Here is a 26,571-nt window from a genome sequence, read left to right as displayed (position 1 = left end):
ATAAAAACAATGAAGAATTTGATGAATCATATTATAAGCATAACGTTGGTCCTTCTGATGGTATCATGCAATGGATCTTTTTTGGACAAAGACCCCATAAGCAGCTTTTCAGCCCAGAAATTTTATGAAAAACCCAGTGATGCTCAGGCTGGTGTATACGGAATATACAATGGACTCCAATCTACCTTCCGGGTTGATTTTGCATACTGGGGGGAAGGAAGAGCAGATGCAGTTCAGACCCGTCATTCCGGCGACCCTTATGCTCTGAAAGAAAACCAACTCACCCCGGTCATCAGGTCTGCACGATGGAATAATCTTTACCGGGTCATCAGTCGTGCAAATTACGTCATAAAATATATTCCGGGAATCTTTGAAGCAGAAGAGAGTCAGTTCGGAGATCGATTGATGGGCCAGGCGAGAGCGGCGAGAGCCATCGCATATTTCTATCTGGTCCGGATATGGGGAGACGTACCGCTTATTCTTGAGCCTTATGAAAATATTGACCAGGAATTGTTTGTTACCAGAACAAACAAAGAGGTAGTACTCGATCAGATAGAAGAAGATCTCACCTATGCGTCTCTGCATTGCGCTGAAAGCTATGGAGGAGAAAAAAACCGGGTTCTCATCACCCAAGGAGCTGCAGATGCATTCCTTACTAAAGTCTATATGTGGCGCCATAAATATGAAGAAGCCATTGAATCTGCGGAGCGTGTTCTGGAAAACCCGTTGTATTCACTGGTCTCTATCCAGAATTGGAATGATATTTTTTCACTTGGACTAAGTTCGGAAAGCATCTTTGAGGTAGGGTATGATGAGGTACAAACCAACGCCATGCGAGTTCTTTATGCTTTAGGTTCAGATGCCGATTACTTCCCAAGCGAAAAGTTCAGAAATTCTTTTGAACCGGAAGATCTGAGAAAAAATCTGATCTACGATACCACTGCGGTAGAGCCCCGAAAAGTGTGGAAATTTTTCGGAGAGGGATTCAACGATGAAAGCGCGGCCCCATCTTCCAATAACATTGTCCTCATTCGACTCGCTGACATCATGCTTCTAAAAGCCGAAGCTCACGCCCAGCGTCATGAAACAGAACCGGCTCTTGACTTATTGAATAGAATAAGAAACCGTGCAGGGCTGAATTCGCTTGATCTAATGCAAGCAGAAGATCTATACGGTGATCTAGGAACTGCTATTTTGCATGAGAGACTGATTGAACTATCATTTGAAGGTCACCGGTGGTTTGATCTGATAAGAACCGGAAAAGTTTTTGAAATCATGGAACCGATCAATGGCTTAAAAGATGAGGCCAATTTATTGTGGCCTATTCATGAAGATGCTATTAATAAAAATCCAAATCTGAAGCAAAATGAATTTTATAAATAAAACGTCAGATTCTCATTCAAGAAAAACACACTCTATCATGAAGATAAAAAGGCATGCGTTTAATTTTATTGGAATATTTTTGCTGATAGCAGGGATATTTTATTCGTGCGAAATTCAGGAAAATTTCAAATATCAACCCTCAGAATCCGACGGAAAATTGGGAATGTCTGCCTGGGAATTTATACAGCAGAGAGATTCTTTTTCGTTCATGGAGTCCGCCATTGAATTTACCGGACTAAAAGCTATGTATGATGAGGGTTCTGACCGGACTTTTATCCTCCCTAAGAATGTGGCCTTCCGAAAATATATGGCAGAAAATGGGTATCCTGAGATAGAAGACATCCCCAGACCCATTCTGTCCAATATTTTAAAATATCATGTGGTGAAATCGAGCGTGATTTTCACAGACCCTGAATTAGCAACCAGCAATTATCCGATTTCTTATCCTACGGAAAACGGCCAAATCATGTTTTTATCACATAAAACAAATTTTGTTGGTCTGATCAATGAAGGCACAAGCAAACAGTGGGAAATTGTTACATCCAACCTCGAACCTGCTAATGGAGTGATCCATGTGGTCAATTCAATCACTTATTACTCAGTGGCCACTGGAGATACCGACAGCCCCTCACCCGATCTGGTCACCGACACCATATATCCGTTACATGACACCTACATCAATGGAGGCTCAAAATCTACAGAGAATTTTGGTAAGGATCCTCTCTTAAAAATAAAAAATGTCACCGGAGACGGTAATTACGATCGGAAAGCTTTTTTGATGTTTGACTTTTCTGGTTTCTCTAAAGCGGGGGTGATTACGGATGTCAGATTTGAGACCGCGATAAAGTTTACCCATGGCAAAGGGGTGAACTTGAATTTATTTGAAACCCCTGACACGAACTGGTCCGAATTGAGTCTGAATTTTGACAATGCTGTCTTTCCGGAAGATGAACCCATCGCTTCAATAATAACCAGCAAAGTCAGTTCATTCGAATTTGATATCACAGACTTTTTCAAGTCAAAAGATCATAAAGGAAGAGTTTCACTAATGCTCGATGGTGAGCCGGGATCAGATGAAACGGATGAATTAGCTTCCAAGGAGCACCCAGATTTGTTTACCCCCAGAATGATAGCTACCATAGCTTCGGGCAACAGTAGCCTCGAATTGGTTGCTAAGGAAGATCTCAGCGTTAACAACGGAGGTGTTTTTGTGCTCCAAAACGAGAATCTAAGCGTAGAAGGCGCACCAACCGATGACATCATTTACACGGTGGAAGCAGCTCCTGAAATGGGGTGGCTGATCAAAGGTGCAAACGTGCTTCAGGCAGACTCCAAATTTACCCAATCGGATATTGATTTAAATAATTTACTTTATATACACAATGGGATGGACACAGGTTCAGATGAATTTATTCTTTCCGTGCGAGATCGGGCGGGAGCCTTCTTGGATGATATTGTGGTAAAAATCAATATCAGATAATCGGAATCCAATGTCGGCCGACCAATGATAATAGAGCGCCTTTTAATTTTCACTCTTCTATTGACCGCCTGTAGCGCGGAGAACCAGACTAACCTGGAACCGACAGAACCTTCGGAGAGAATCATTCAATTTTCAGGGTATGATTGGTATGTCAGGTCATCCGGGACAACGCAAGTTGGCCCCGGACCCAATTACTTCTCTGATTCGAAAGAAAATGTCTGGGTGGATGAAGCGGGGCGGTTGCATTTAAAAATCATTCAAGCAGGAGGCGAGTGGTACTGTGCCGGGGTTAGTTTGCGACGGAGTCTGGGGTATGGCCAATATGTTTTCTATCTCAACAATGATGTAAGTCTGTTAGATAGGAATGTCGTAGGCGGTTTATTTGCCTACAAAAATGATGAAGAAGAAATTGATATTGAGTTCTCAAAATGGTCAGATGAAGAAAATCAAAATGCCCAATTTGTGGTTCAACCTGGATATAAACCTGACAACAAAAAAAGATATAATTTAAATTTAGAAGGAGAAAATTCTACGCATTTTTTTAAGTGGCTACCGGACTACATAGAGTTTTCAAGTTTTAGAGGCCTTAGATGGAAAAACAATGAAGAGGGTTTGATTCAGCAATGGCGTTATGAAGGCGATGATATTCCTCCGCATTCCGAAGAACGTCTAAAAATGAATCTATGGTTGTTCAGAGGTCAGCTTCCCTCAGACCATAAAGAACACGAAATGATTATTGACCGTTTTGAATTTATCAAGAGCGAATAAAAACTCTGAACTTAATTCCTTAAATTTAAAGTCAGACAGGCTTCTGGAATTCCAGTAGCTTTCATTATTTCTGTATCTTCAAACTCTTCAACCGGGTAATTATGAACCGCAGTGAATTTATCAAGACCGCTTCCCTATCAGCGGGAGCTTTGCTTTTCACGCCAATGACAAAAACGTCCAAAAAGCACGTAGTCCGATTCGGTGTAATCGCAGACCTGCATCAAGATATTATGCACGACGGGGAGGCGCGTCTACAAGCCTTCATCGACGACATGCAGATCCGGAAACCGGATTTCATACTCCAGCTCGGTGACTTTTGTATCCCGAAACCCGAAAATCAGTCTCTAATGAGCATCTGGGATCAATGGTCGGGTCCAAACTATCACGTCATCGGGAATCATGACACCGATGGTGGATATAAACGAGAAGAGACCGTTAAGTTCTGGAATGCCAAAGGGAAATATTACTCCTACGATCACCAAGGATTTCATTTTGTCGTATTGGATGGAAATGAACACAACCCCGCCCCTTCCAGACCAAAGGGATATGCTCGATTTATCTCTAAAAAACAACTGGACTGGCTCAGCAAAGACCTCGACAAAACCAACAAGCCAACCGTCGTATTTTGTCACCAAGGACTGGATAATGATGCCGGCGGACTCGAAAATGGATCCCAGGTGCGATATGCTTTGGAACAAGCCAATCATCGATCCGATGCCCAGAAGGTCATATTGGTATTGACAGGGCATCATCACCAAGATTATTACAATCACATCAATGACATCCACTACGTTCAGATCAATAGTGCCTCCTACCAATGGCTGGGCAGCGACTATCAACACATCCGATACTCCGAAGCCGTGAATAAATCACATCCGAACATCAAAAAAACCGTTCCTTATCGTGATCCCCTTTGGGCTTTTATCGAAATTGATTCTCGTGGAAAAATTGAAATCAGCGGACGGCACTCCGAATTTGTCGGACCATCTCCAGAAAAGCTTGGAGTCGATATGAGCCGATACATATACCCAATTGTTCCCCGGATCAGTGACCGAACATTGCATATATGAGTGAAAGATGTTCGGGGCTTTAAACTTTCGTGTTTTCCGTAAATTCAGACGTTCGGGTGCGCATTTTATGTTGTATTTTTATTAACATTACATCAACTACTATTCACCAAAACCCACTGACATGAATCATGTTCTTCTAAAAAGCATCGCTTGTTTTATTCTCCTCCATTTGACCGGTTACCTTGTCAGCCATACCACTCCTCAATCGAACGAGGAAGCCAAGGTCATCCTGATCACGCTGGACGGTCTTCGCTGGCAGGAATTGTTCATGGGTGCCGATGCCAATCTGATCAACCACCCGGTGTACGCTTCCGATTCCGCTGCCCTGAAAAAAGAATTCTGGTCAGAGGATCCCAAAGTGCGGCGGGAGCTTCTTCTACCCTTTTTTTGGGAGGTCATCAGCAAGGAGGGCCAACTTTATGGAAACCGGGCCCTGGGCAACAATGCCAATCTGACGAACAACCACTGGTTTTCTTACCCGGGTTATAGTGAGATACTATGCGGATATGCCGATGATGAGCGAATCAACTCCAACAGTAAATCGAACAACCCCAATGTCACCGTGCTGGAATATCTGGCAGGAAAACCTGGATTCAAAAACCAGATCGCTGCATTTACCAGCTGGGATGTGTTTCCGTACATCATCAATGAAGAACGGAGCGGAATCCCCGTAAATTCAGGATATGAACAGGTTGAGAATCCCATTGGTGAAAAAGAAAAACTGATCAATCAATTGCAAAAAGAAACCCCCAAGCTATGGGAAACGGTCCGTCTGGATGCTTTCACCCACCACTTGGCTCATTCCTACTTGGAGCGGGAGAAGCCACGCCTGTTATTTATCTCCTATGGAGAGACCGATGATTTTGCCCATCAAGGTAAGTACGATCAGTATCTATATTCAGCCCGACGGACGGACCAGTTTATCCAGGATATTTGGAATACCGTCCAGACAGACCCATTTTATAAAGATCAGACGACAATCATAATTACGACAGATCATGGACGGGGAACAGACCCGGATGGATGGAAACATCATGGAAAATCAAGTGTTCCACGATCGGATGAGGTGTGGATGGCGTTTTTAGGAAAAAATGTAGCCGCAAAGGGAGAAGTAGCAGAACCACTTCAAATCTGGACAGAGCAAATCGCGGCCACTATCTCAGGCCTTCTGGGCTATGATTACCCGGTTGAAAACGCAGGAAATGATCTGCTTTCTATCCTAAAAAATTAAAATGGTCAGCGGTTTTTCGTAAAATCATTTTTCACCTTAAGTCACATGGTTAAATATGCGCAACATGGGAATCTAAAACTCCGGGTATTGGGATATATAGTCATCGGATTTGTTCTGGCTTCCTGTCAAAAAACACCCCATCGGATTTATGTAAAGTCTGAGTATCCAGACTCAAGTCTGAGTACCAACACTGCACATGTACCGACCATTCAACACGCTCTGGATTCTGTCGCCCGACTGAATATGGATGGGATTAAAGGGTCCATTGAGATTTTATTATCTCCGGGCACGCATTATCTTGAGGCACCACTTGAATTGACATCTGCCCATTCAGGCACGAACGAATATCCTCTCACTATCCAACCCACAGGGGATTCCGAAGTTATCATCTCAGGAGCTCAAAGGTTGGACCTGGAGTGGGTTCAAATCAAAGATAGTCTATGGCAGACAAACCTGGAGGCTGCGCTCGATTTTGACCAACTCTATATCAATGGTCAAAAACAAATCCGGGCACGGTATCCGAATTGTGACACCACCGTGCTCGTATACAATGGTTATGCTGCCGACGCCATCGCCCCCACTCGCACGTTGGGATGGAACAATCCTGAAACGGGTATTCTTCATGCCATGCACGTGGCGGAATGGGGCGACTATCATTATCAGATTACCGGATCAGACAAAAAAGGGAATGTGACGCTGGAAGGTGGCTTCCAAAACAATCGCCAAATGGGCATGCATCCCGAATATCGGTACGTAGAGAATATTCGGGAGGAACTCGATGCCCCTGGTGAATGGTTTTATGATCAAAACACCGGCCGGTTGTCGTTTATCCGCCCGCATGGTTTGAATATGGATTCCTTAGAAGTAGAAATCCCTATTCTGGAAAACCTCATTAAAATTACCGGTACATCTGATGCACCCGTCCAAAACATTGTCTGGCAGCATTGCACTTTTCGTCATACCAGGCACACCTTTATGAAGACCAACGAACCATTGCTCCGCAGCGATTGGATGATTCACCGGGGCGGTGCTATCTTTTTGGAGGGGACTGAAAACATCCGATTTGAAAACAACTTTCTGGATCAGGTAGGCGGAAATGGTATTTTCATCTCAGGATATAACCGTAGAGCTATGATTTCAGGCAATCGTATTCGTAAACCAGGAGCCAGTGGTGTTTGTCTGGTCGGCCGGCCGGAAGCTGTCCGATCACCCAGCTTAGAATATCATGAGTTTGTAGATTGGCAAAAACTGGATAGAACCACAGGTCCCAAAGACAATACCTATCCCCTGGATTGCATTGTGCGAGACAATCTTATTCATGACATCGGCCGGGTGGAAAAGCAGGTCGCCGGCATCCAGATTTCCATGGCCATGGGAATTACAGCCAGTCACAATTCCATCTACAACACACCGCGCGCTGGGATCAATATTGGGGATGGAACCTGGGGAGGACATGTGATCGAATACAATGATGTATTCAATACGGTCCTGGAAACCGGAGATCATGGTGCCTTTAATTCCTGGGGACGTGACCGTTTCTGGCATCCCAATCGTTCCACCATGAACACCATGGTAAAAGAAGATCCCTCCCTCATCCTGCTCGATGCCGTCGACACCACCGTGATCAGGAACAACCGGTTTCGCTGTGATCATGGCTGGGACATTGATCTGGATGATGGATCCAGTAATTATCATATTTACAACAACCTTTGTCTGAATGGAGGAATTAAATTAAGAGAAGGATTTTACCGAACGGTAGAAAACAACATCATGATTAACAATTCTTTTCACCCGCACGTCTGGTTCGAAAACAGTCACGACATATTCCGGCATAATATAGTGTCGACCAGATACAAACCCATCCGGGTCTCGGATTGGGGTGATCAGATTGATTACAACCTTCTTCCCGATTCTTCAGCTCTGGCTTTTTCTCAAAAACTGGGTTTGGACCAGCACAGTTTATATGGTGCTCCACAGTACATCGATCCTAAATCCGGGAATTTTAAAGTATCTACGAAATCCCCTGCCTTACAGGTGGGGTTTGTCAATTTCTCCATGGATGAATTTGGAGTATTCAGCCCTGATCTTAAAAAGTTAGCTCAGTCCCCGGAAATTCCTGTTCTGTATCCGGTCGGAAAAGAAGACGCCGGTGCGACTTTTGAATTCCTGGGCGCTCAGGTGAAGAAGCTCCAAGGTGCCGGGGAACGATCGGCGACGGGTATGGATGGAGAACGCGGAATTCTCGTACTAAAAACACCGACAGGTAGTCTGGCAGGAACTCAGGGCCTGATCCAGGGTGATGTCATCCTGGCATTGAATAATCAGGAAACCAATTCCATGCGCCAATTACTGGAAGCTTATCAGGGAGAGCGTTGGAAAGGCAACGTGGATTTAACGGTTTTCCGGAACCAAAGTCCTATGAAATTGAATGTCACTTTAAGAAAGTGAATCCGGGTCATCGCACGATAAACACAGATCCCGATGGGTTTAAGTGCTGTGTATGATCTGATTAATCGATTTACGCACTGGTTTAATGGATCGCTTCATCGTAAAGGCTGGTTGATTACAGCATGAAGCCCACCGACAAGATAAGTATCATTATTTCACTATTTGGAATCGTAGCGCGTAGGTTTTTCATCGCCTGATGAAGGTGATTTTTTACCGTATTGGGCGAGAGCCCCAGTTTCTGAGCAATTTGTTGATTGGACCAACCCTGTTGTTTGCTCAATGCGAATATTTCCTGCTGTCGGGGGGGCAATTGATTTATGGATTGTGCCATGACGGTGCGATAGTGATCGGCATCAATTTGCCGATCAATTGGTGAATTACCCCGGATACGCAGATCCTCCCAGGACCGAACCAGATGTTCCTTATGTTTTTTGTCCAGCGCTGCCTTGTGCAAATGATTAATCACCATATTCCGGCACATTAAAAATATATACCTGTTCAGGTATTGTATATCCTGAAGCTCATCCTGACGTTTGCACAACTGAAAAAACACCTCCTGGGTGTAGTCTCGGGACAACTCCTGATCGCTTAAGTTTTTGACAAAAAAGCCAAAAACTTTATTGCGGTATTCATAAAATATTTGCTCAAGATCCACCATGTTAATTCGATCCTATTGGTTCTAAAGGTAATTAAAAAATAACTCTGTTCAAATTTTCAAAAAAATATACCTAATGACTAGTACGGAAGGCAGAGCAATTTGTCTTATATACCAAAGCCTTTCACAGAAGAGCTAATTTCAAAGGAAATTGTACTAAACAAATGAAAATACCATCTTACCGTGACTTATAACTAAAACAACAAAAATTCGGGTCAACCCTGAATAACTATGAGAAATCTTCATAAGATCAAATTATTGTATGAGAAATATCTCAATAGAACGGCAACCCATGAGGAAGTCGAGGAGCTCTTCATGTTACTGAGGGATCGAAACCAATTTCAACACATTCATAACATCATGGAAGATGAATGGGAACGAAATGATATAGACTTTTCAGTGGAAAATCTCTCCTGGGAAAAGGTCCGATCCGAGTGGCCGACGGAGCAAAAAATCAGTGACGTTCGGGAAATGCCCATCGAGAAACACGCAATATGGTCCCTAAAAATTCGAAAAATTGTTGCTGTTGCCGCAGGAGTCCTCATCGCCGGGATGATGCTGTGGTGGTGGACAAAAACCAACACTAAGGAGTATAGAACGGGATTTGGGGAAACCATGGAAATCGTTTTAAGCGATGGCAGCCGCGTTTTGTTGAACGCCAATTCCAAAATGACATGGAATACCAATTGGCAAAACATCCAGGAAAGAACCGTCCAGCTGGAGGGGGAAGCTTTCTTTGAAGTCAGTCATCAACGTATGCCGGTTAATAATTCTTCCCCCGATCAGAAAGATTCGATCAGTTTGATGCCTTTTCAAGTCATCACATCCGATTTGTCGGTCAATGTATTGGGGACCTCGTTCAACGTAGCATCCCGACGGCAAAAGACCGATGTATTTCTCAAATCGGGAGAAGTACTGTTGGTCGCAAAGCCTCCCCTCCCCCGATCTAAAAACGATGAAAAGAAAACCGCTGGACCATCACTGGCAAAACACATGGACAGCATCTATCTGACGCCGGGTGATCATATCACCTACTCAGGAATTACCCGTGCCCTGGAGCGACATGAAGAGAAGCTTCCAGATGAACCAACGTCATGGGTCGATGGATTTTTAGTTTATGAAAATGAAAAATTGGAGACAGTGCTTCAGGAGCTGAAAGACATTTATGGTAAGTCATTTATCATGGAGGACAGCACCATGCTCAGCCGCCAGGTAGATCTGGGCTTGCCTTATGAAGACTGGTATACCGTTTCCGAATTAATGTCACTGAGCTTAGAAATTGAAATGGAAGAAAACAACAGTGAAATAACCGTAAAGAAACTGGAGAAGTAAGCGCCACCACTTCTCCCTGATTTTTAATTTTTTAACTTAAAAACTAAATGTGTGATGAATATAGCAATTACACCCAAAATGAATGGCTGCAGGACAATTCTATTGATCGTGCTATTAACCATGATTTTGCATATCCCAAATGGGATAGCAGCGCCTCTAAAGCCAAATAATGAAATTTCTCTGATCGAAGCGATTCATTTGATTAGTCGGAAATACAAGGTATTGTTCAATTATGACCGGGCCTGGGTATCCGGTCATGAGGTCCGATACACGCTGGATAAGGCCGAAAGCCTGGAAGAAGATCTGGCCTATGTGATGGGACAGACCGACTTAAAATACCACGTTTTTGACGGGCAATATGTCGCATTGTATCGAGATGACAAAGCCGGACTGGAATCTTTGGAAAAAATGGTTGGGCACTTCCAGAGCATCCTGGATGCAAATGAACGAAAAAAAGAAGAACAAATTGTAGCTTTTTTGAACACGCCCGCTACTCGGGATATATACAACCGACAATTGGAATTGAATGTACAGGGAAGAGTCATCGATGCCAATGGGAATAGCCTGATCGGTGTAAATATTTTGGTAGAAGGTACCAATAAAGGAACGACTACCGATATTGACGGACGATTCACCCTCAATGACATCGACGAACAAGCCATACTCACCGTGTCCTACATCGGTTACAAAAGCCAGCAAGTGTCCGTGGATGGTCGCATGAGCATCACGATTATCATGCAGGAAGATATACAGACACTGGATGAAGTCGTCGTCGTGGGATACGGCACACAGAAAAAAGCAAACCTGACCGGAGCCGTGGATCAGGTCGGAAGCGAGGTATTCGAGAATCGACCGATGCCCAATGTAACCCAGGGTCTGCAAGGAGTCATTCCTAACCTTAATATCACCCTCGCTGACGGAAAACCCTACCGAGGGGCCAGCTATCAAATCCGGGGGCTGGGCTCGATCGGTCAGGGGGGCAGTGCGCTGGTACTCATTGACGGAGTAGAAGGCGACCCCACGACACTCAATCCCAATGATATAGCCAATGTCTCTGTTCTTAAGGACGCCACCTCTGCAGCCGTTTACGGAGCCCGTGGAGCTTTTGGAGTCGTACTGATCACGACCAAAGAGCCCGAAAAAGGAAGAACGTCAATTACCTATAGCGGAAATATGTCCATCAAGGCTCCGACCATTGTTCCCGATATGGTCAGCGATCCTTTAGTCTACACAGATATGTTTGTAGAAGCGTATTCGGCATATTATGACTACTCCAGAACACCATCAAGCTTTCACAGATCTCTAAAATATTCGGAGGACTATCACAACGAACTTCGACAGCGGGCAGGGAACCCCAACTTACCCGATGTGGAAGTCGATGACGATGGGCGATTCCAGTATTACGCCAGCACAGATTGGTGGGATCTGTTGTACAAGGATCAGGTCATGGGCAATGAGCACAATATTTCCATCCAGCGGGGTGATGACAAAACCAAGTTTTTAATCTCCGCCCGTAATTACAACCAGGATGGTCTGTTTGCCTACAACAGCGATGATTACTCTACTTTGAACCTTCGGGCCAAAGCTTCGGTGAAGATATTTGACTGGCTGGAAATCGGAAACAACCTGAACCTGGCCAACGAAAAGTATTTTTACCCGGTAAATGTTAGTGGTGGCGTGATCTGGTACGGCTTGGTCAATGACAGCCCGCCCATGGCTCCGATGTTCAATCCCGATGGAACACTGACCATGGCAGCGGCGTACAGTGTAGGAGATTTACAATATGGGAAAAGTGGAATAACCACCCAGAATAAAGTGGTACGGAACACCTCGTCGTTCAATGCTTCATTTTTCGATGATGCTTTTCACGTACGAGGAGATTTCACTTTTAGGAATACTGACAAAGGGCAGATTACAAAAAGAGTGCCTGTCCCATACAGTAATCAAAGGGGTGTAATCTCTTATCTGGGTAGTACCACGAATGATCTGACCGACCGCAATAGCGGGGTTAATTACCTGGCTGCCAATTTTTATACGGAATACGAAAAAACATTTTCTACCGTCCATAATATCAAAGGGTTGTTGGGGTACAATTACGAGCAATCCGAGTACAATTCGCTCTCCACACGTCGAAATGGGTTGTTGTTCCCCGATGCCGAAAGCTTAAGCCTGACCAATGGAGGTGGCATCACGATTGACAACAACTACAGCAAGTGGCGAGTAGCTGGCGGATTTTTTAGATTCAATTACAACTATGATGAACGGTATTTGCTGGAAGTAAATGGCAGATTGGATATGTCGTCAAAGTTTCCTACAGACCAGCAATGGGGGTTTTTCCCATCGGTTTCGGCTGGTTGGCGAATCACACAAGAACCATTTTGGGATGTCAGCACCAATGCTATTTCCAATCTGAAGCTTAGGGCTTCGTACGGATCGCTGGGAAATGGGAATGTTCCCCCGTACACCTATCAGGAATTGTTTAACATATACACCATGAATCGCCTGATTGGGGGGACGATTAATCAGGCAACCTCCACCCCGGCTGTGATTCCAAACGGATTGACCTGGGAGACTTCCACTACGGCAGATGTCGGTCTGGACTTAGAAATTTTGGATAGTAGATTGCAGTTTACCGGTGATGTCTATGTTCGAAAAACAAAGGACATGTTTGCGGTTGGACTCGATCTTCCCGCCACCTTTGGAGCTACTCCTCCGAAAGGTAACTACGCGGATATGACCACCAAAGGCTGGGAACTGAGCCTGGGCTGGAATGATGAGCTCACGCTGGGCAATAAGCCATTCCGGTACAACATCAGAGCGACATTATCGGATTATGTATCAACCATCGACAGATATACGAATCCCAACAAAGACCTTGGCTCGTATTGGGATGCCCGATTTAATTACTACCCCGGAATGACCATCGGAGAAATATGGGGGTATGAGACGGAAGGATTTTTCACCTCAGAGGAAGACATACAGAGCCATGCGGATCAGAACCTGTATTCACCTTCCAGTACCAAAACCTGGCTACCCGGTGATATAAAATTCAGGGATCTTAATAACGACGGAATCATATCTTATGGAGACAACACCGTGAACAACCCCGGCGATCGAAAGATCATTGGAAATTCCTCTCCCCGCTATGCATTTGGACTCAACCTGGGTGCCAACTGGAACAGTCTGTCGTTTTCAGTATTCTTCCAAGGTATTGGTCAGCAGGATTGGTGGCCCGGTACTGACAACGCCTTATTCTGGGGCCAATACAACCGTCCGTATGATTTAATCCCCAAATCCATGCTCGGTAATATGTGGTCCGAAGATAACCCCGACGCCTATTTTCCGCGTTTAAGAGGATATGTCGCGCTGCAAAGTTCCCGGGAATTGGCCGTCGTTCAGACCCGATACCTGCAAAGCGCAGCCTATGTGCGTCTGAAAGATTTACGCATCGGATATCAATTACCTGTGAATTGGGTCTCGAAAGCCCGGATAAAAAATGCCCAACTGTATCTCTCAGGAACAAATTTGTGGAATTGGTCGCCAATTTATAAGTACCAAAACAGTTTTGACGTGGCTAACATTTATGGTCAGGATCAGGATACGGAGGCTGCTGCCCGGATACCGGGCGGTATCACCGGCGGTATATCCAATGGTACGCAGACATACAACTACCCCACTCTGAAGGGCATTAGTTTTGGTTTAACCGTCACATTTTAAATTTAGAAAATCATGAAAAAATTAATAGTTGCCACGATTTTTATATTTGGATTATTCTCCTGCGATTTGGTGGAAGTACCTAAAGCAGAAGTTGATAAAGGTCCGATTTTCAATACGGAACAGGGGTTGCAGATGTATACCAATTCCTTTTACAACCAGTTCCCCTCAAGTTCGAAGCTTTCCTCTTCGCTAAATTATTATTCGGCCTACAATGGAGTCATTCAATACCTCACACCCGGAGGTTTTGGTCCTGAAGAGAGCTCTGGATGGAACTGGAACAGCCTGAGAAACATCAATTATTTTATTGCAAACTGCACGAGCGAAGAGGTACCGGTCGAGGTCCGCAACCACTATATTGGATTGGCCCGTTTCTTTCGCGCCTACTTTTATTTTAACAAGATGAGACGATTTGGTGATCTGCCATGGATTGATCATCCCCTGGATGTGGAAGATCCGCTTCTTACAGCTGGACGAGACGACCGAACGCTGATCATGGACAAAATCTTAGAAGACCTGGATTTTGCGATCAACAATATTTCCAACAAAACCGATGAAAGTGCGTCCACGGTGACTTCCACAGTGGCTTCTGCTTTAAAATCACGCATTTGTCTTTGGGAAGGCACCTTTCGGAAATATCACACCGAGGCGGGTCTTTCATCTTCTGCAGATCAATGGCTGTCAGAAGCTGTAGATGCTGCAGAATATGTCATGGACGCAGGGTACACCATCTATACGGGTGCCGGCCCGGAGCATTCTTACAAGGAACTGTTTAGCAGCAAGAAACCCATCTCGTCTGAGGTACTGTATGCGGTTACTTTTGACAATGGGCTGGGGGTAGCTCATCAGGCCAACAGACTCTGGACCTCAGTCACATCATCGGTGGCGGTGGGGTTAACGCGCTCTTTTGTCAAAACCTACCTGATGCGGGATGGAACGCCTTTCACAGATATTCCCGGTTCGGACACCATGTCTTTTGTTACAGAAACTCAAAATCGGGACTACCGACTTTCACAAACCGTCCGCACACCCGGGTTCACCCGACTTGAAGGTGGACAGGAAATCGAAGTCGCGCCGGATTATGGGTATTCGCTCACTGGATACCAGACGCATAAATTCACCATGCCGGATATATCCCTGGATAACCGAATGGCCAATGAAAACAATATTGTCCTCTTCCGATTTGCAGAAGTCCTGCTGAATTACGCTGAAGCCAAAGCAGAATTGGGTGAATTGACCGATGCCGATTGGAGTAGAACCATCGGGGTACTGCGTTCCCGGGCGGGAATTACAGGTGGTTTGGACTCAAAACCAACTACCGTTGATCCATATATCCAGGAACGTTTTTTCCCCGGAATTAGTGATCCGTCCTTACTGGAGATCCGAAGAGAAAGAGCGATTGAATTAAGCTATGAAGGATTTGCCTGGGCGGATGTACAGCGCTGGAAGGTGGGTGAATTGCTGACGGACATATGGGACGGGATCTACATCCCTGAGTTGGATAAACCCTACGATATGAATCAGGACGGAAAGCTGGATCTGGTTGTTACCAAGAAAAAGGATCCGGAGAAAATCCCAGGGGTCTATTATCTTTATGTCGGTGAAACACTGGACAATGGTGCTTCCAACCGGTATCAACTGGCAGCAGATGGTCATACGCTGGTCTTTATGAAAAATCAGCATCGTATTTGGGAGGATAAACTTTATTTTTACCCAATTCCAAATCTGGATTTACTTAAGAATCCGAACCTAGGACAAAACCCGGGGTGGTAAGACGGTTGATGCCCTAGTCAATGCGGATAGAATCGATTCAACCGAAGATGGAATGATTAAAGATTCTCCTACTATAGGAATGAAAGATCACAGTATTTTCTAGTGTTCAGGCTTCATATCTTATGATCAAACAAAAAAAGCCTCCCGGGTTGGGAGGCTTTTTTAATTTTAGTATCTCCTCGATCTTCATATACAATGATCTATCTCTATACCGGATCTTGAATCCTTCTTCGCAAACAGGTTTGCAACGTCGCAGCATCTCAGCCATTAATCATCACGCTTCAATTGATCATACACTGCCCAGATGTATAGTATCCATTCTTTGAACGAATGTGATAAAAATATGTACCTGAATTCAAATTTGGTATGGTACAATGAACAGTTCGGGAAGGACCGACCTGATCCAAAGACTGGGACCACATTCGTTTTCCAGAGGACGAATAAATATTCAATGACAAGTGCTGTGGGGCACCTCCCCCTGCAGCCATTTGAAGGTTATGTGATTGAAAGCAGGATTAGGGGGGATGGGGATCGATTAATCGCATATCAAAGTTTCGAAGAACAAGGTTCGACTCAGGTCCAACCACATTCTATTTTACACAAGTTAACAACCGGATTTATCCCTAGTTTTCATGGGTTCTAAAAATTTGTGCAAAAGAGGCACTAGTAATGATTTCCCGTAATTCTTCAACACAAGCAGGTTTAACTTTGCATGGAATTCCAGTGGTGTATATATCATAAAATGCTGTATAAATACTTTAAGTCAAACGATTTCAGGTAGCTACATACGCGGTCTATCCCATGCAATCAGCGAACAAGTTATGATCTTCTGAAATTATTATTTTATCTTGCAGACTATGATACGAAACACTTGTACACTTACTCTCCTCATCTTATTGGGCATCTTAAATGGCTCTGCTCAGAACCAGAAAGGGATCACGCATTCCGGTCAAAAAACCGGTCAGACGCCCTACCCTGCAACGATATACACTGAATTACCCAATCCGGTCGCCACAGACCTGAAAGCATGGGAAGGTATACAAGAAAATAAAGTCAGTTGGGGTTCTACCGATATTCGGTATAAAAAAGAAGTACCGATGCCGCAGGACCACTTCCAACCTACGATTCATCTTCGTGCCTGGAGAGGAGAACGTGTATCGGCGCAATGGGTCGTCTCAGCTTCTGAAGACCCCGTCAAACTCGCTTACTCGGTGAGCGATCTCGTGCACCAGAAAGACAGCCGGCATAAAATCAGCCAACAACACATCCTGTCTGGATTTGTGAGATATGTGTTGACCGATGAACTCAACAAAGACGGTAAAGGCGCCTGTGGCCATCGGGACAACACGGACTTTGATTCCACACTGGTTGCAGATGCGATCGACCACATTACTACAGAACTAACTATTCCCGGGAATAGTACACGCCCGGGTTGGATCCGAGTATGGGTTCCTGAAGATGCCCATCCCGGAAAATACAAAGGCACAGTAACGATATACGACAACGGTCAATTAATGAAAGAACTCACGCTGACACTTGATGTAAGCGCTCAGAAACTACCCAAGCCCAGGCACTGGAAATTTCATTTGGATTTATGGCAAAACCCCTATGCCGTTGCACGCTATTATAATGTAACTCCCTGGAGTGATGAACATTTCGAGTTTTTGCGCCAAGATATGAAACACTATGCCGATGCCGGCGGAAATGTCATCACGGCTTCCATCACACACAAACCGTGGAATGCGCAAACCCATGATTATTTTGAATCGATGGTGACCTGGATGAAAAAAGCGGATGGAACCTGGTATTTTGACTATACCATATTTGATCGTTGGGTAGAGTTTATGATGGATCTGGGGGTGACCAAACAAATCAATTGTTACTCGATGATCCCCTGGCGGCTGTCGTTTCAATATTATGACCAGGCTACCAACCAACTGCGATTTATAGAAACCCAACCGGGAGAACCTGAATATGAAGACCTATGGGGCTCCATGCTCACCTCGTTTGCCACCCATCTGAAGAAAAAAGGATGGTTTGAAAAAACTTTTATTGCTATGGATGAACGTCCCATGGAGGCCATGCAAAAAACACTGAAAGTGATCCGGAAAGCCGATAAGAACTTTAAGATTTCACTTGCAGGAAATCTGCATCCGGAGCTACTTCAGGACATTGATGATTACTGCATTTCCTACGGTCAATCCTTTACCCCTGAAATGAAAGAACAACGCCGGAAAGCAGGTCAAATCTCCACTTATTACACCAGTTGCTCCCACCCTTATCCCAATACATTTACCTTTAGTCCACCGGCCCAAAGTGAATGGTTGGCCTGGCATGCAGCCAGTGAAAACCTGGATGGTTTTCTGCGGTGGGCCTACAACAGCTGGGTACTGGAACCTTTGCTGGATAGCCGGTTTCGGACCTGGGCAGCCGGTGACACGTATTTCGTCTATCCGGGCGGTCGCACTTCCATGCGTATGGAACGTCTGGTCGAAGGAATCCAACAATTTGAAAAAATTAATCTCTTAAAGAAGGAGTTTGAAAAGCAAAACAACCAACAGGGTCTGCAAAAACTGGAGAAAATGCTGAAAACTTTTAGTGATCTTGACCCTCAACAACGCACTACTGCAGCCGTCATCCATGCTGCGGATCAGGTGCTATGGAACTTAAGCAAATAAGTCTGACGGATTTCTTGAATGAACCAAAGCTCTGTGAAGTGATAAAAGTGTCCAAATGCTTGATATCCTGTCTGCCAAATGGAGCCAACAAATAGTGAGGTAAAATATAAGTTAGATCTGAGGCGGGCTTATTTGAAAAAATAATTGAATGATGAACATCCTGGTTAAACATAGAAATATTTACCGCCTAATTGCTTTTTTTCTGATGTGGATTCTGGCTTCCCCATTATCGTTTTCCGCTGAATTTTATGTGTCGCCAGCCGGACAAAACTCAAATCCCGGCACAAAAAAAGCGCCCTTTGCGACACTGTCCAAAGCATTGAACGCCGTGAAAGCGGAATTTCACCATTCACCAGACCAGGATTGCACCATCTGGGTTGATCAGGGAACTTACCGAATCAGTGAACCAATACGACTTCGATCGGCCGAATTTCACAACCAAAAAGGCGCCTTGACTATTGCTGCATTGCCCGGGACCGCGCCGGTAATTTCAGGTGGTGTGGAGGTTCCAAAGTGGAGGCGTACATCAGATGGTCTATGGAAAGCTGACTTATCCAAACTCTTTCCCAAACATTCAGAATTTCGGGAGCTTTTCATCGATGACCGACGAGCCATTCGTGCCCGGTATCCCAACGAAGGCTTTTTACGAGTAGCAAAAGTAGGTGCTGATCGAAGAACGAACTTTTTCTTTGAAGCGGGTGATTTTCCTATCCCTGCTTCGGTGGAACAAACCGAGCTTATTTTGTTGCATGATTGGTCGATCTCACGAATACGTGTCCAGGACATCGACCTGTCATTAAAGAAACTCACCACAGTAGACTCCATCGGTGCCCGGCAGCCTGCTTTTTTCAATCTTGACAACTGGGAGCCCAACCCGCGCTATTTTCTGGAAAATGATCTTGAATTCCTGGATGCGGATGATGAATGGTACTACGACAAAATCGAAAACGTTCTTTACATCCAATTACCCACTGAACAGAATCCCAACGATCACAACATAACCATTCCCGTCTCCCATGGTCTTTTGGACCTATCGGGAAGTATGGAACAACCATTGAAGAATATACGCTTTGAAGGCCTGACCTTTAAACATGCTGCCTGGATCATTCCGGATAGAGGCTATGGCGGGGTACAAGCTTGTCATTTTGACCCGCGATTCACAAAGGCTGAATCTAAAGATCTGTTACCCCCGACCAAAGGGTGGGCCGTCGTTCCAGCCGCCATTAAAGGAGACTGGACAGAGAACAACTCTTTTACCAATTGTCACTTCAAGAACCTGGGTGGATCAGGCCTGTGGTTTGGCACTGGATCCACAAACAACACCATCTCAAACTGCACATTTGAGGACATTTCCGGAAATGGAATCATGATCGGCGAAGGCCGTGATCGAACGGTGAACGGTCAGCCCTGGTGGCAGGAAGCTCCGGAACAAGTGGCTAAAGGAAATAAAATCACGAACAACACGATCCGGAAATGTGGCCAGCAGTTTTTTGGCGCTGTGGGGATCTGGTGCGGTCTCACCGCTGAGACGACCATACGGGAAAACGAGATTTCTGATTTGCCCTATACCGGGATATCCATTGGATGGATGTGGAGCCCTGTACCGACGCCGTGTCGAGACAACACTCTGGAAAATAATCACATTCATCATATCATGCAACAGCTGAGTGATGGCGGTGGAATCTACATGCTGGGGCTCCAACCCGGCAGCAAGATCCTGCACAATCGCATCCATGATGTTAACCTCAATGTGGGCCGGGCAGAAAGTAACGGACTTTTTCTGGATGAAGGGACCACTGATGTGGTAGTCGCAAATAATCTGATTTATGAAATCGCCAAATCTCCGCTGCGTTTTCATCGGGCTACTACCAATATCGTCCGGGAGAATCAATTTTTCTGTAAAGAAAACATCCGTCCCATTCGATACAACACCACGAGAGAAGGTGATATAATCAAAATAGATAATCAGGTATTTGTGGTGGGAGAGCCGGCCTATCAGAAGCAATTATCGGAAGCTATAGAACAGTGGGAAGCCCGGAGGAAAGAGAAAAATTGAGCGTCGTGATGTTCAATTTGGTGAACACAGCCTGGCGACTTAGTGCTGTATTTCAATAAGTCTTTGTAACGGATAAACTTTTCATCGCTGGTGATCTTTTAGACTTTTTCACTCATGCTCTGCGCCAAGTGCCACGCACCAGTCATACTATGACCTAAAAATCATAACCTTCCTGGATAATCGTGCTTTTTCATATCACATAATCACCTCCAAAAACCGCTGCTTTTTCCGCCGGGACAAAGGAACAAAGTCATTGTTTTGCAGCTGAATCTGTCCGCCTTCACCGCGAATATACTTTTTGATGAAATGCAGATTGATAATGTGAGAATGATGAGTCCGGTAAAACAGGTCGGCCGGCAATAATTCCTCAAACTCTTTTAAGGTCCGACTTGCCAATAACTTGGGATGTTCTTCGAAATAAATCATGGTGTAATTGCTCTGAGCTTCGAGATGGACGATATCCGCCGTATTGAAAAACAACAATCCTTCCATGGTAGGAATGGCAATCTTCCCCAAATTGGGCTGGCTTCTTAAATTATCCTGAAGGGTGCTGATCTTATCGTGAGTCCACTTCACAGGATAGTGGCCTGCCCGGTCCACGGCTGATTTCAGTTCTTCAATGTCTACGGGTTTTAGCAGATAATCAAACGCAGAATACTTGATGGCTTTTATCGCGTAGTGATCGTAAGCGGTAGTAAAAATGATATGAAAATCAACACCGGGTAACATCTGAATCATCTCAAAACCATCCATCCGGGGCATTTCGATATCCAGGAAAACGATATCCGGATCATGTTGGGTAATAATATCGACACCCTGTAATCCGTCCGCAGCTTCGTCAACGATCTCCACGGTCGGACAGTAATTGTTTATCTTCTCCCGGAGAGCGAGGCGTCCCTTGGCTTCATCATCGATAATAACTGCTGATAATCTTTTCATGTCTAACCATTTTTTTTATATGCCTCCGATCCTATGCCAACTCGAGAACCGAATCCTTTTATTTGATGTCCAGCAGCACCTCAATTCTTGTTCCGGCTGCCTGACCATTCTGAGTCAAATCTGTCACTGTAACTGAAGGGTCTATTTCACTGTTAAAATACCGGACCCGGTCGCTGGTCATTTTCATCCCATAGGAGACTCTGTCTTTTGAAATTCCATTTTTGGATTTTGCCCTCCCCACCCCATTATCTTCAATGACATAGTATATCCTTTCATGCAATTTGTACGCTGAGATCATCAATTTCCCTGCATTATCGGTCCGGTACTTTAACCCATGCAGTATGGCATTTTCTACATAAGGTTGGATCAGCAATGGCGGAACCTGAAAATCATCGTCCATCAACTCCTTATCCGCATGGATATGAGTGGTAAACTTATTCGAATTGCGGAGTTGCTCGAGTTCCAAATACAGCTTCAAGGTTTCAAAATCCTTCGAAAAGGTCACTGTGTTTTGATTGGAACTATCCAATACGTTTCGCAATAACCGCGCAAATTTATTCAGATAAGTGGTCGCCTGGTACTTGTCATTGCTTTGGATAAAGGCGTCGATACTATTGAGGCAATTAAAAATAAAATGGGGATTCATTTGCGCTCGCAATGCCATCATTTCCGTTTCCGCAATCCGTTGCTTTAACTCGGCCTGATTTCGGATGCTTCGGATTCTTCTTTTGATCAGTATCCAGGCGATGAATAGGACGGAAAGAATCATCACAGTCATAAACCACCAGGTTTTCCACCACGGAGGTTGAATAATAAAACTAAACCGGGCTACCCCTTCGGACTGTATGCCATCACTGTTTACGGACCGCACCTGAAAAGAATAACTACCTGGTGGGACACTGTTGAAACTAATGGTATGATGGGTTTGATTGTTCTTCCACTGCTCCATTAATCCCTGCACCCTGTAGTAATATTGGTTGCGTTCGTGATTGGAAAAATTGTTGGCCGTATAATGAAAAGTCAGATCGTTCTCCTGGTGTCCAAACACATAGTTCGCGGAATCTGTTAAATGACAATTTTGATTATTGACACGTACTGAGGTGATAATGGGATCCGGACTAAATGTATTTTTGACGATATCAAGTGGATTGAACTTAGTTATTCCACCCACCCCACCGAACAGGAGTGTTCCGTCTTCTTCTGCCAAGGTACACGCTGTGTTGAATTCAAGGAATTTCAGACCATTCGTAATATTGTAATTTTGCAATCGATGGGTCCGGCGATCCAATTTTAGCAAACCAAAATTGGTCCCAATCCAAAAGTTTCCAACCTGATCTTTTTGGATGCTATAACAGACATTGGATTGATGGATCCCATCCATCCGGATGTGATGGATCACCGTATCTTTCTTCATATCATACGACACGATTCCCTGATCAGTAGCTAACCAAAGGGAGTTGTGTTCCTTCAGGACATACCGGACATTCTCCGAAATACGGGAGACCTCTTGAACAATTTTAATCTCCTGCTTGACATAATCCAGTCTGACCAAGCCCCCGCCTTCCGTACCGATCCATAGGATCCCATCTTTGTCCTCCAGGATGTGCCGGCCTATAATAGCATTCTCCTGAAAAACATCGGGAGCACAAGGGAGCCACTCCTTCTGCTTTAAGGAGAAGTACATCATACCATGCTCGCTGGCCACCAATAAACTGTTTTTGTGTTGCAATTTGTGCACCGCGTATAAATTCTGTGTTTCCGGATATTTTTTACTTCTGTATGAAGTAAACCTTTGTTTCGCTTCATCAAAATGGATCAGTCCGCCCCACGTAGCGAGCCAAAACGAATTCTGACCATCGTTGATAATATCATATACGGTGTTTTCAGGGACGCCCTGTTTCGAAAAAAAGGAATACTCGTAGAACCGATTCGCTTCCATGTCCCATTGTATAAATCCCTTGTTTTGCGTTCCGATATAATGCATTCCACTTTTGCTCTTAAATATGTTAAATACCATGTTCCCCGGCAGGCTGGTAGCATCCAATGGATCATTTTGAAGGTTCGAAAATTGATATTTCAAAGGATCGTACTTGGAAAAGCCACCTCCGCTCAGCCCGCACCAGGTTAGTCCCTGGCGATCTACAAACAACGACAGAATAAAATCCTTCCGAAGCGACCTATCATCAAATCTATTATGACGAGCGACCACGGTCTCCTCCTTCATGGGATCGTAGACCAGAATCCCATTTCCTCGGGTTCCAATCCATAAATGACCATTGGGATCAGTCATGAATGCGCCAATCCCCCCCACCCGGGCCGGTTCAAAGTGCACGACGTGATTCTCGCTTCCAAAGTCCTCGATGTAATAACATCCTTTGGTATAAGTGCCTACCCAGAGCTGATCCCGGAAAGAATACAATTCTTTGATTTCAGAAAATTTTACGCCTGTTTCATGAAGCTTCGTCTGATTTTCAGAAGCACTAGGATCCAGGGTATAAATTTGATCTGCCACTGCTACCACAATTTCTCCTCGATGATAGGTTATCCCATTTACGTGGTCCTCCAATCCTTCATCATCAAAAAACTTATGGATGCTTTTCGATTCGAGATTGACCATGACCAACCCGTTTTTTTGAGAAACGATCCATAATTCTCCTTTTTGGAATTGAATAATTTTTTTAGCGCCTAATTCTTCCAGATCAACAGCAAACGGATAGATACTGGAAAGTGAAACGACAGAATCTATCTCCTGATGATAAAGACTAATGCCACGCATGGTTCCGACCCACATGATATTTTCGTCCGAATCGAACTCCAGGCTGGTGATGTGATTGGAGGGAAGGACCCCGCCAATTTCATTGTCCGGCAAGTACACCCGAAACTCATGGCCATCATATCGATTCAACCCGTCTTGGGTCGCCAGCCACATAAATCCTCTTCCATCCTGTGAGATATCGTAGCATGAATTTTGGGACAATCCGTCGCGTGAACTATAATTCTCAAAAAGCAAGGTTCGATCCTGGGATTCTGCGGATGACAATATCACCAACATAATCACGAAGAGATTACAGTACCGGACTCCCTGGTTCAAGTTTTGTCTTAAATTTACAAAAATTTATGAAATGCTGACGTCTTATCTCGTAGGTGGATAAGTCAATTTGAAACGTTCAATAATTTAAACCAGGTTCTCCCAAACTGAATCACACCTCTGTATCAAAATTTTAAGCACACTCCTGCTTTCAACCAGCCGTAACTGTTCCCCAATTCTGCATAAACGCCAAAATTTTCTGAAAAATAGTATCGGCCCCCAATGTGAAAACCAGGGTAGATGCCACTGCCTATACCAAAAGAAAATCCCGAGAAACTAAAGTGCCGGTAATACAGACTCAACCCCGCATAGATATCCAACTGGTCATTCTCGATATTAAACAGTTCATTGAAATGGTAATAACCTTTGGGCCCGACATAAATCGCAGTCAATCCCCCACCGGATACAAAACCAATTTCTCCGCCAACACCAATGGCATCGGTGATCCCATATTCTACACCGCCTCCCAATGGCAATCCCAAGCCACCTGTAAACGCAAATGTGGACCCCAACCCAATTCCGGCATTGGCTATGAGGTCCCCTTTCTGAAATGATTGTCCATGGGTATTTATGATCAATCCTGTGCTAAATAGAAATACGAAAATTAATGGTGTTAGTTTTTTCATTGTTGGTGTTTTATAGATTTGATATGGGTTTAATTAAGTCATTAATCAGCGGTGCGCACTTTGCGAAGTGAACCGTCTATAAAAAAGCAGGAAGTAGGTTCCACCACATTCACCAGACCTTACAATCATTGACAGACCTGTTCTATTTCCATTTCAGCTGACGTCAGGGATTGTTGGTATGCCGATCTGGAAAACCCAGGCACGCATTTACTAATCTCCTTTAACGCATTAATATATAGTCGATAAGCACCTTTGAGGTCTTCGCAATTCTCTTGGGTGGGGTCCATGGAGTATTTGGTTGATGCCTCCGTTAATTGATTAGATTCATCGGTAACCAATTCGAACCAGGCATCGCCGTTCCCACAGTTTCCGGATAATCCTGAATCGTCATCTTTACTACAGCTTGAAGATACTCCCCAGATCAGTCCTACGATCAGTAAAAGTTTCATTGAATTTTTCATGGACTTCAAATTTTGTTATCAAAAGTAAATATGAAGCGATATTCCGGATATTTCAAGGGTCATTGAGCCGATGACGGGTATGAATGAGTAAGTGGGTTCTTTATACGACCATCGAATCGTTTAGGAAGAAAATGTATTTTGTAACTTTTGCGAGTTCGGATTAGATTACTATCCTTTTATCTCCCCCAATATTTTATTATATTGTCAATCGATCATTTTAACTGACATAAATACCTCCCTATGAAAATCAAAAAAAACAAGAGAAATGTGATGGTGGCAGCCATCTCTATTTTGGTGATTATTGCTGCTTCAGCTTTTAGTCCTTCGCAAAAATCCACGGATCGGGAAAACAATCTAAAGATTCTTCCTAAAGACATCAGCCACGATGAATTGTCGGCCGTCATGAAAAGCTTCCAGGTCGCCTTAGGTGTCGGATGCGATGCATGCCATGCCAAGTCTACTGATAAACCAGGTAAACTAGACTTTGCAGCCGATCATAAAAACAAAGAAATCGCTCTGAATATGATGCGAATGACTTCGGAAATAAATAAAGACTACTTTGATGTCCCTGGTGATTTCAAAGACAATTACCTCTATCAGGAGTTTCCCGTGACGTGCAATTCCTGCCACAATGGCCATGAAAAACCCGTTCAACGCATCTCGGTGCCCATCAATTATGATGAACTGGAGCGTTGAGGTGATTCATTCACCTTGGTGGTCTATGTTATAGGGGGTTATAATTACCCCTAGCGCTTCGAGAGTACGCCACTATGCTTCTGCCTCTTCTGTGCGCTGAAGCTTTTAGTGTGCTTGCATACGAAATTGGGGTGTGTGAGAAAGGCGGTATGATTGATTTTTCGTCATTTATT

The 26,571-nt window shown here is 44.4% G+C and carries 18 protein-coding genes; 12 read left to right on the top strand and 6 right to left on the bottom strand.

All coding sequences use genetic code 11. The features are described from left to right. Nucleotides 1-9 precede the first annotated feature (9 nt). The 6 genes from KUV50_RS01360 (at nucleotide 10) to KUV50_RS01335 (ending at nucleotide 8,380) form a co-directional block, all read left to right on the top strand. Complete coding sequence (locus KUV50_RS01360) at nucleotides 10-1,383, top strand: RagB/SusD family nutrient uptake outer membrane protein (RefSeq protein ID WP_222578285.1); 1,374 nt, start codon at nucleotides 10-12, stop codon at nucleotides 1,381-1,383. Nucleotides 1,384-1,420: 37 nt separating this feature from the next. After that, entirely contained in the window at nucleotides 1,421-2,863 is a 1,443-nt protein-coding gene (locus tag KUV50_RS01355) for a cadherin-like domain-containing protein (RefSeq protein WP_222578284.1), read from the top strand. A 60-nt stretch (nucleotides 2,864-2,923) separates the two neighbouring features. Then, complete coding sequence (locus KUV50_RS01350) at nucleotides 2,924-3,631, top strand: hypothetical protein (RefSeq protein ID WP_222578283.1); 708 nt, start codon at nucleotides 2,924-2,926, stop codon at nucleotides 3,629-3,631. Nucleotides 3,632-3,732: 101 nt separating this feature from the next. After that, a complete protein-coding gene (locus tag KUV50_RS01345) occupies nucleotides 3,733-4,701 on the top strand; it encodes a metallophosphoesterase family protein (protein WP_222578282.1) in 969 nt (322 codons plus the stop codon). Nucleotides 4,702-4,822: 121 nt separating this feature from the next. Beyond that, on the top strand, nucleotides 4,823-5,932 hold the full coding sequence (locus KUV50_RS01340; protein WP_222578281.1) for an alkaline phosphatase family protein: 1,110 nt from the start codon (nucleotides 4,823-4,825) through the stop codon (nucleotides 5,930-5,932). 45 nt (nucleotides 5,933-5,977) lie between these two features. Next, on the top strand, nucleotides 5,978-8,380 hold the full coding sequence (locus KUV50_RS01335; protein WP_222578280.1) for a PDZ domain-containing protein: 2,403 nt from the start codon (nucleotides 5,978-5,980) through the stop codon (nucleotides 8,378-8,380). A gap of 115 nt (nucleotides 8,381-8,495) precedes the next feature. Here KUV50_RS01335 and KUV50_RS01330 read toward each other — a convergent pair whose 3' ends face one another. After that, a complete protein-coding gene (locus tag KUV50_RS01330) occupies nucleotides 8,496-9,038 on the bottom strand; it encodes an RNA polymerase sigma factor (RefSeq protein ID WP_222578279.1) in 543 nt (180 codons plus the stop codon). 228 nt (nucleotides 9,039-9,266) lie between these two features. Between KUV50_RS01330 and KUV50_RS01325 the strand changes: the two genes are divergently transcribed. Genes KUV50_RS01325 through KUV50_RS01315 form a run of 3 tightly spaced genes read left to right on the top strand, consistent with a single transcriptional unit; the run spans nucleotide 9,267 to nucleotide 15,854 of the window. Continuing rightward, nucleotides 9,267-10,367, top strand: coding sequence for a FecR family protein (locus KUV50_RS01325; protein WP_222578278.1), 1,101 nt, complete (start codon nucleotides 9,267-9,269; stop codon nucleotides 10,365-10,367). Between the two features lie 54 nt (nucleotides 10,368-10,421). After that, a complete protein-coding gene (locus tag KUV50_RS01320; protein WP_222578277.1) occupies nucleotides 10,422-14,084 on the top strand; it encodes a SusC/RagA family TonB-linked outer membrane protein in 3,663 nt (1,220 codons plus the stop codon). 12 nt (nucleotides 14,085-14,096) lie between these two features. Then, a complete protein-coding gene (locus KUV50_RS01315) occupies nucleotides 14,097-15,854 on the top strand; it encodes a RagB/SusD family nutrient uptake outer membrane protein (RefSeq protein WP_222578276.1) in 1,758 nt (585 codons plus the stop codon). Nucleotides 15,855-16,135: 281 nt separating this feature from the next. Here KUV50_RS01315 and KUV50_RS19635 read toward each other — a convergent pair whose 3' ends face one another. Further along, the gene (locus KUV50_RS19635) at nucleotides 16,136-16,342 is read right to left on the bottom strand and encodes a T9SS type A sorting domain-containing protein (RefSeq protein ID WP_222578275.1); all 207 of its coding nucleotides are present in this window, start codon (nucleotides 16,340-16,342) and stop codon (nucleotides 16,136-16,138) included. Nucleotides 16,343-16,711: 369 nt separating this feature from the next. On the opposite strand from KUV50_RS19635, the gene KUV50_RS01305 reads away from it, so the two are divergent. Beyond that, nucleotides 16,712-18,532, top strand: coding sequence for a DUF4091 domain-containing protein (locus KUV50_RS01305; RefSeq protein ID WP_222578274.1), 1,821 nt, complete (start codon nucleotides 16,712-16,714; stop codon nucleotides 18,530-18,532). Between the two features lie 148 nt (nucleotides 18,533-18,680). Continuing rightward, nucleotides 18,681-20,588, top strand: coding sequence for a right-handed parallel beta-helix repeat-containing protein (locus KUV50_RS01300; protein WP_222578273.1), 1,908 nt, complete (start codon nucleotides 18,681-18,683; stop codon nucleotides 20,586-20,588). A 195-nt stretch (nucleotides 20,589-20,783) separates the two neighbouring features. On the opposite strand, the gene KUV50_RS01295 is transcribed toward KUV50_RS01300, so the two are convergent. The 4 genes from KUV50_RS01295 to KUV50_RS01280 form a co-directional block, all read right to left on the bottom strand. Then, a complete protein-coding gene (locus KUV50_RS01295) occupies nucleotides 20,784-21,527 on the bottom strand; it encodes a LytR/AlgR family response regulator transcription factor (protein WP_222578272.1) in 744 nt (247 codons plus the stop codon). A 58-nt stretch (nucleotides 21,528-21,585) separates the two neighbouring features. Continuing rightward, complete coding sequence (locus KUV50_RS01290; RefSeq protein ID WP_222578271.1) at nucleotides 21,586-24,579, bottom strand: two-component regulator propeller domain-containing protein; 2,994 nt, start codon at nucleotides 24,577-24,579, stop codon at nucleotides 21,586-21,588. Between the two features lie 161 nt (nucleotides 24,580-24,740). Further along, the gene (locus KUV50_RS01285) at nucleotides 24,741-25,241 is read right to left on the bottom strand and encodes a hypothetical protein (RefSeq protein ID WP_222578270.1); all 501 of its coding nucleotides are present in this window, start codon (nucleotides 25,239-25,241) and stop codon (nucleotides 24,741-24,743) included. Nucleotides 25,242-25,366: 125 nt separating this feature from the next. Beyond that, nucleotides 25,367-25,702, bottom strand: coding sequence for a hypothetical protein (locus tag KUV50_RS01280; RefSeq protein WP_222578269.1), 336 nt, complete (start codon nucleotides 25,700-25,702; stop codon nucleotides 25,367-25,369). A gap of 240 nt (nucleotides 25,703-25,942) precedes the next feature. Here KUV50_RS01280 and KUV50_RS01275 point away from each other — a divergent pair, with 240 nt between their 5' ends. Next, nucleotides 25,943-26,398: a c-type cytochrome gene (locus KUV50_RS01275; RefSeq protein ID WP_222578268.1), complete on the top strand. Its 456-nt coding sequence runs from the start codon at nucleotides 25,943-25,945 to the stop codon at nucleotides 26,396-26,398. Nucleotides 26,399-26,571: the final 173 nt, after the last annotated feature.

The organism is Membranihabitans marinus (genome assembly GCF_019802045.1).
Classification (GTDB): Bacteria; Bacteroidota; Bacteroidia; order Chitinophagales; family Saprospiraceae; genus Membranihabitans; species Membranihabitans marinus_A.
This window is presented reverse-complemented; position numbering and strand designations above follow the sequence as displayed.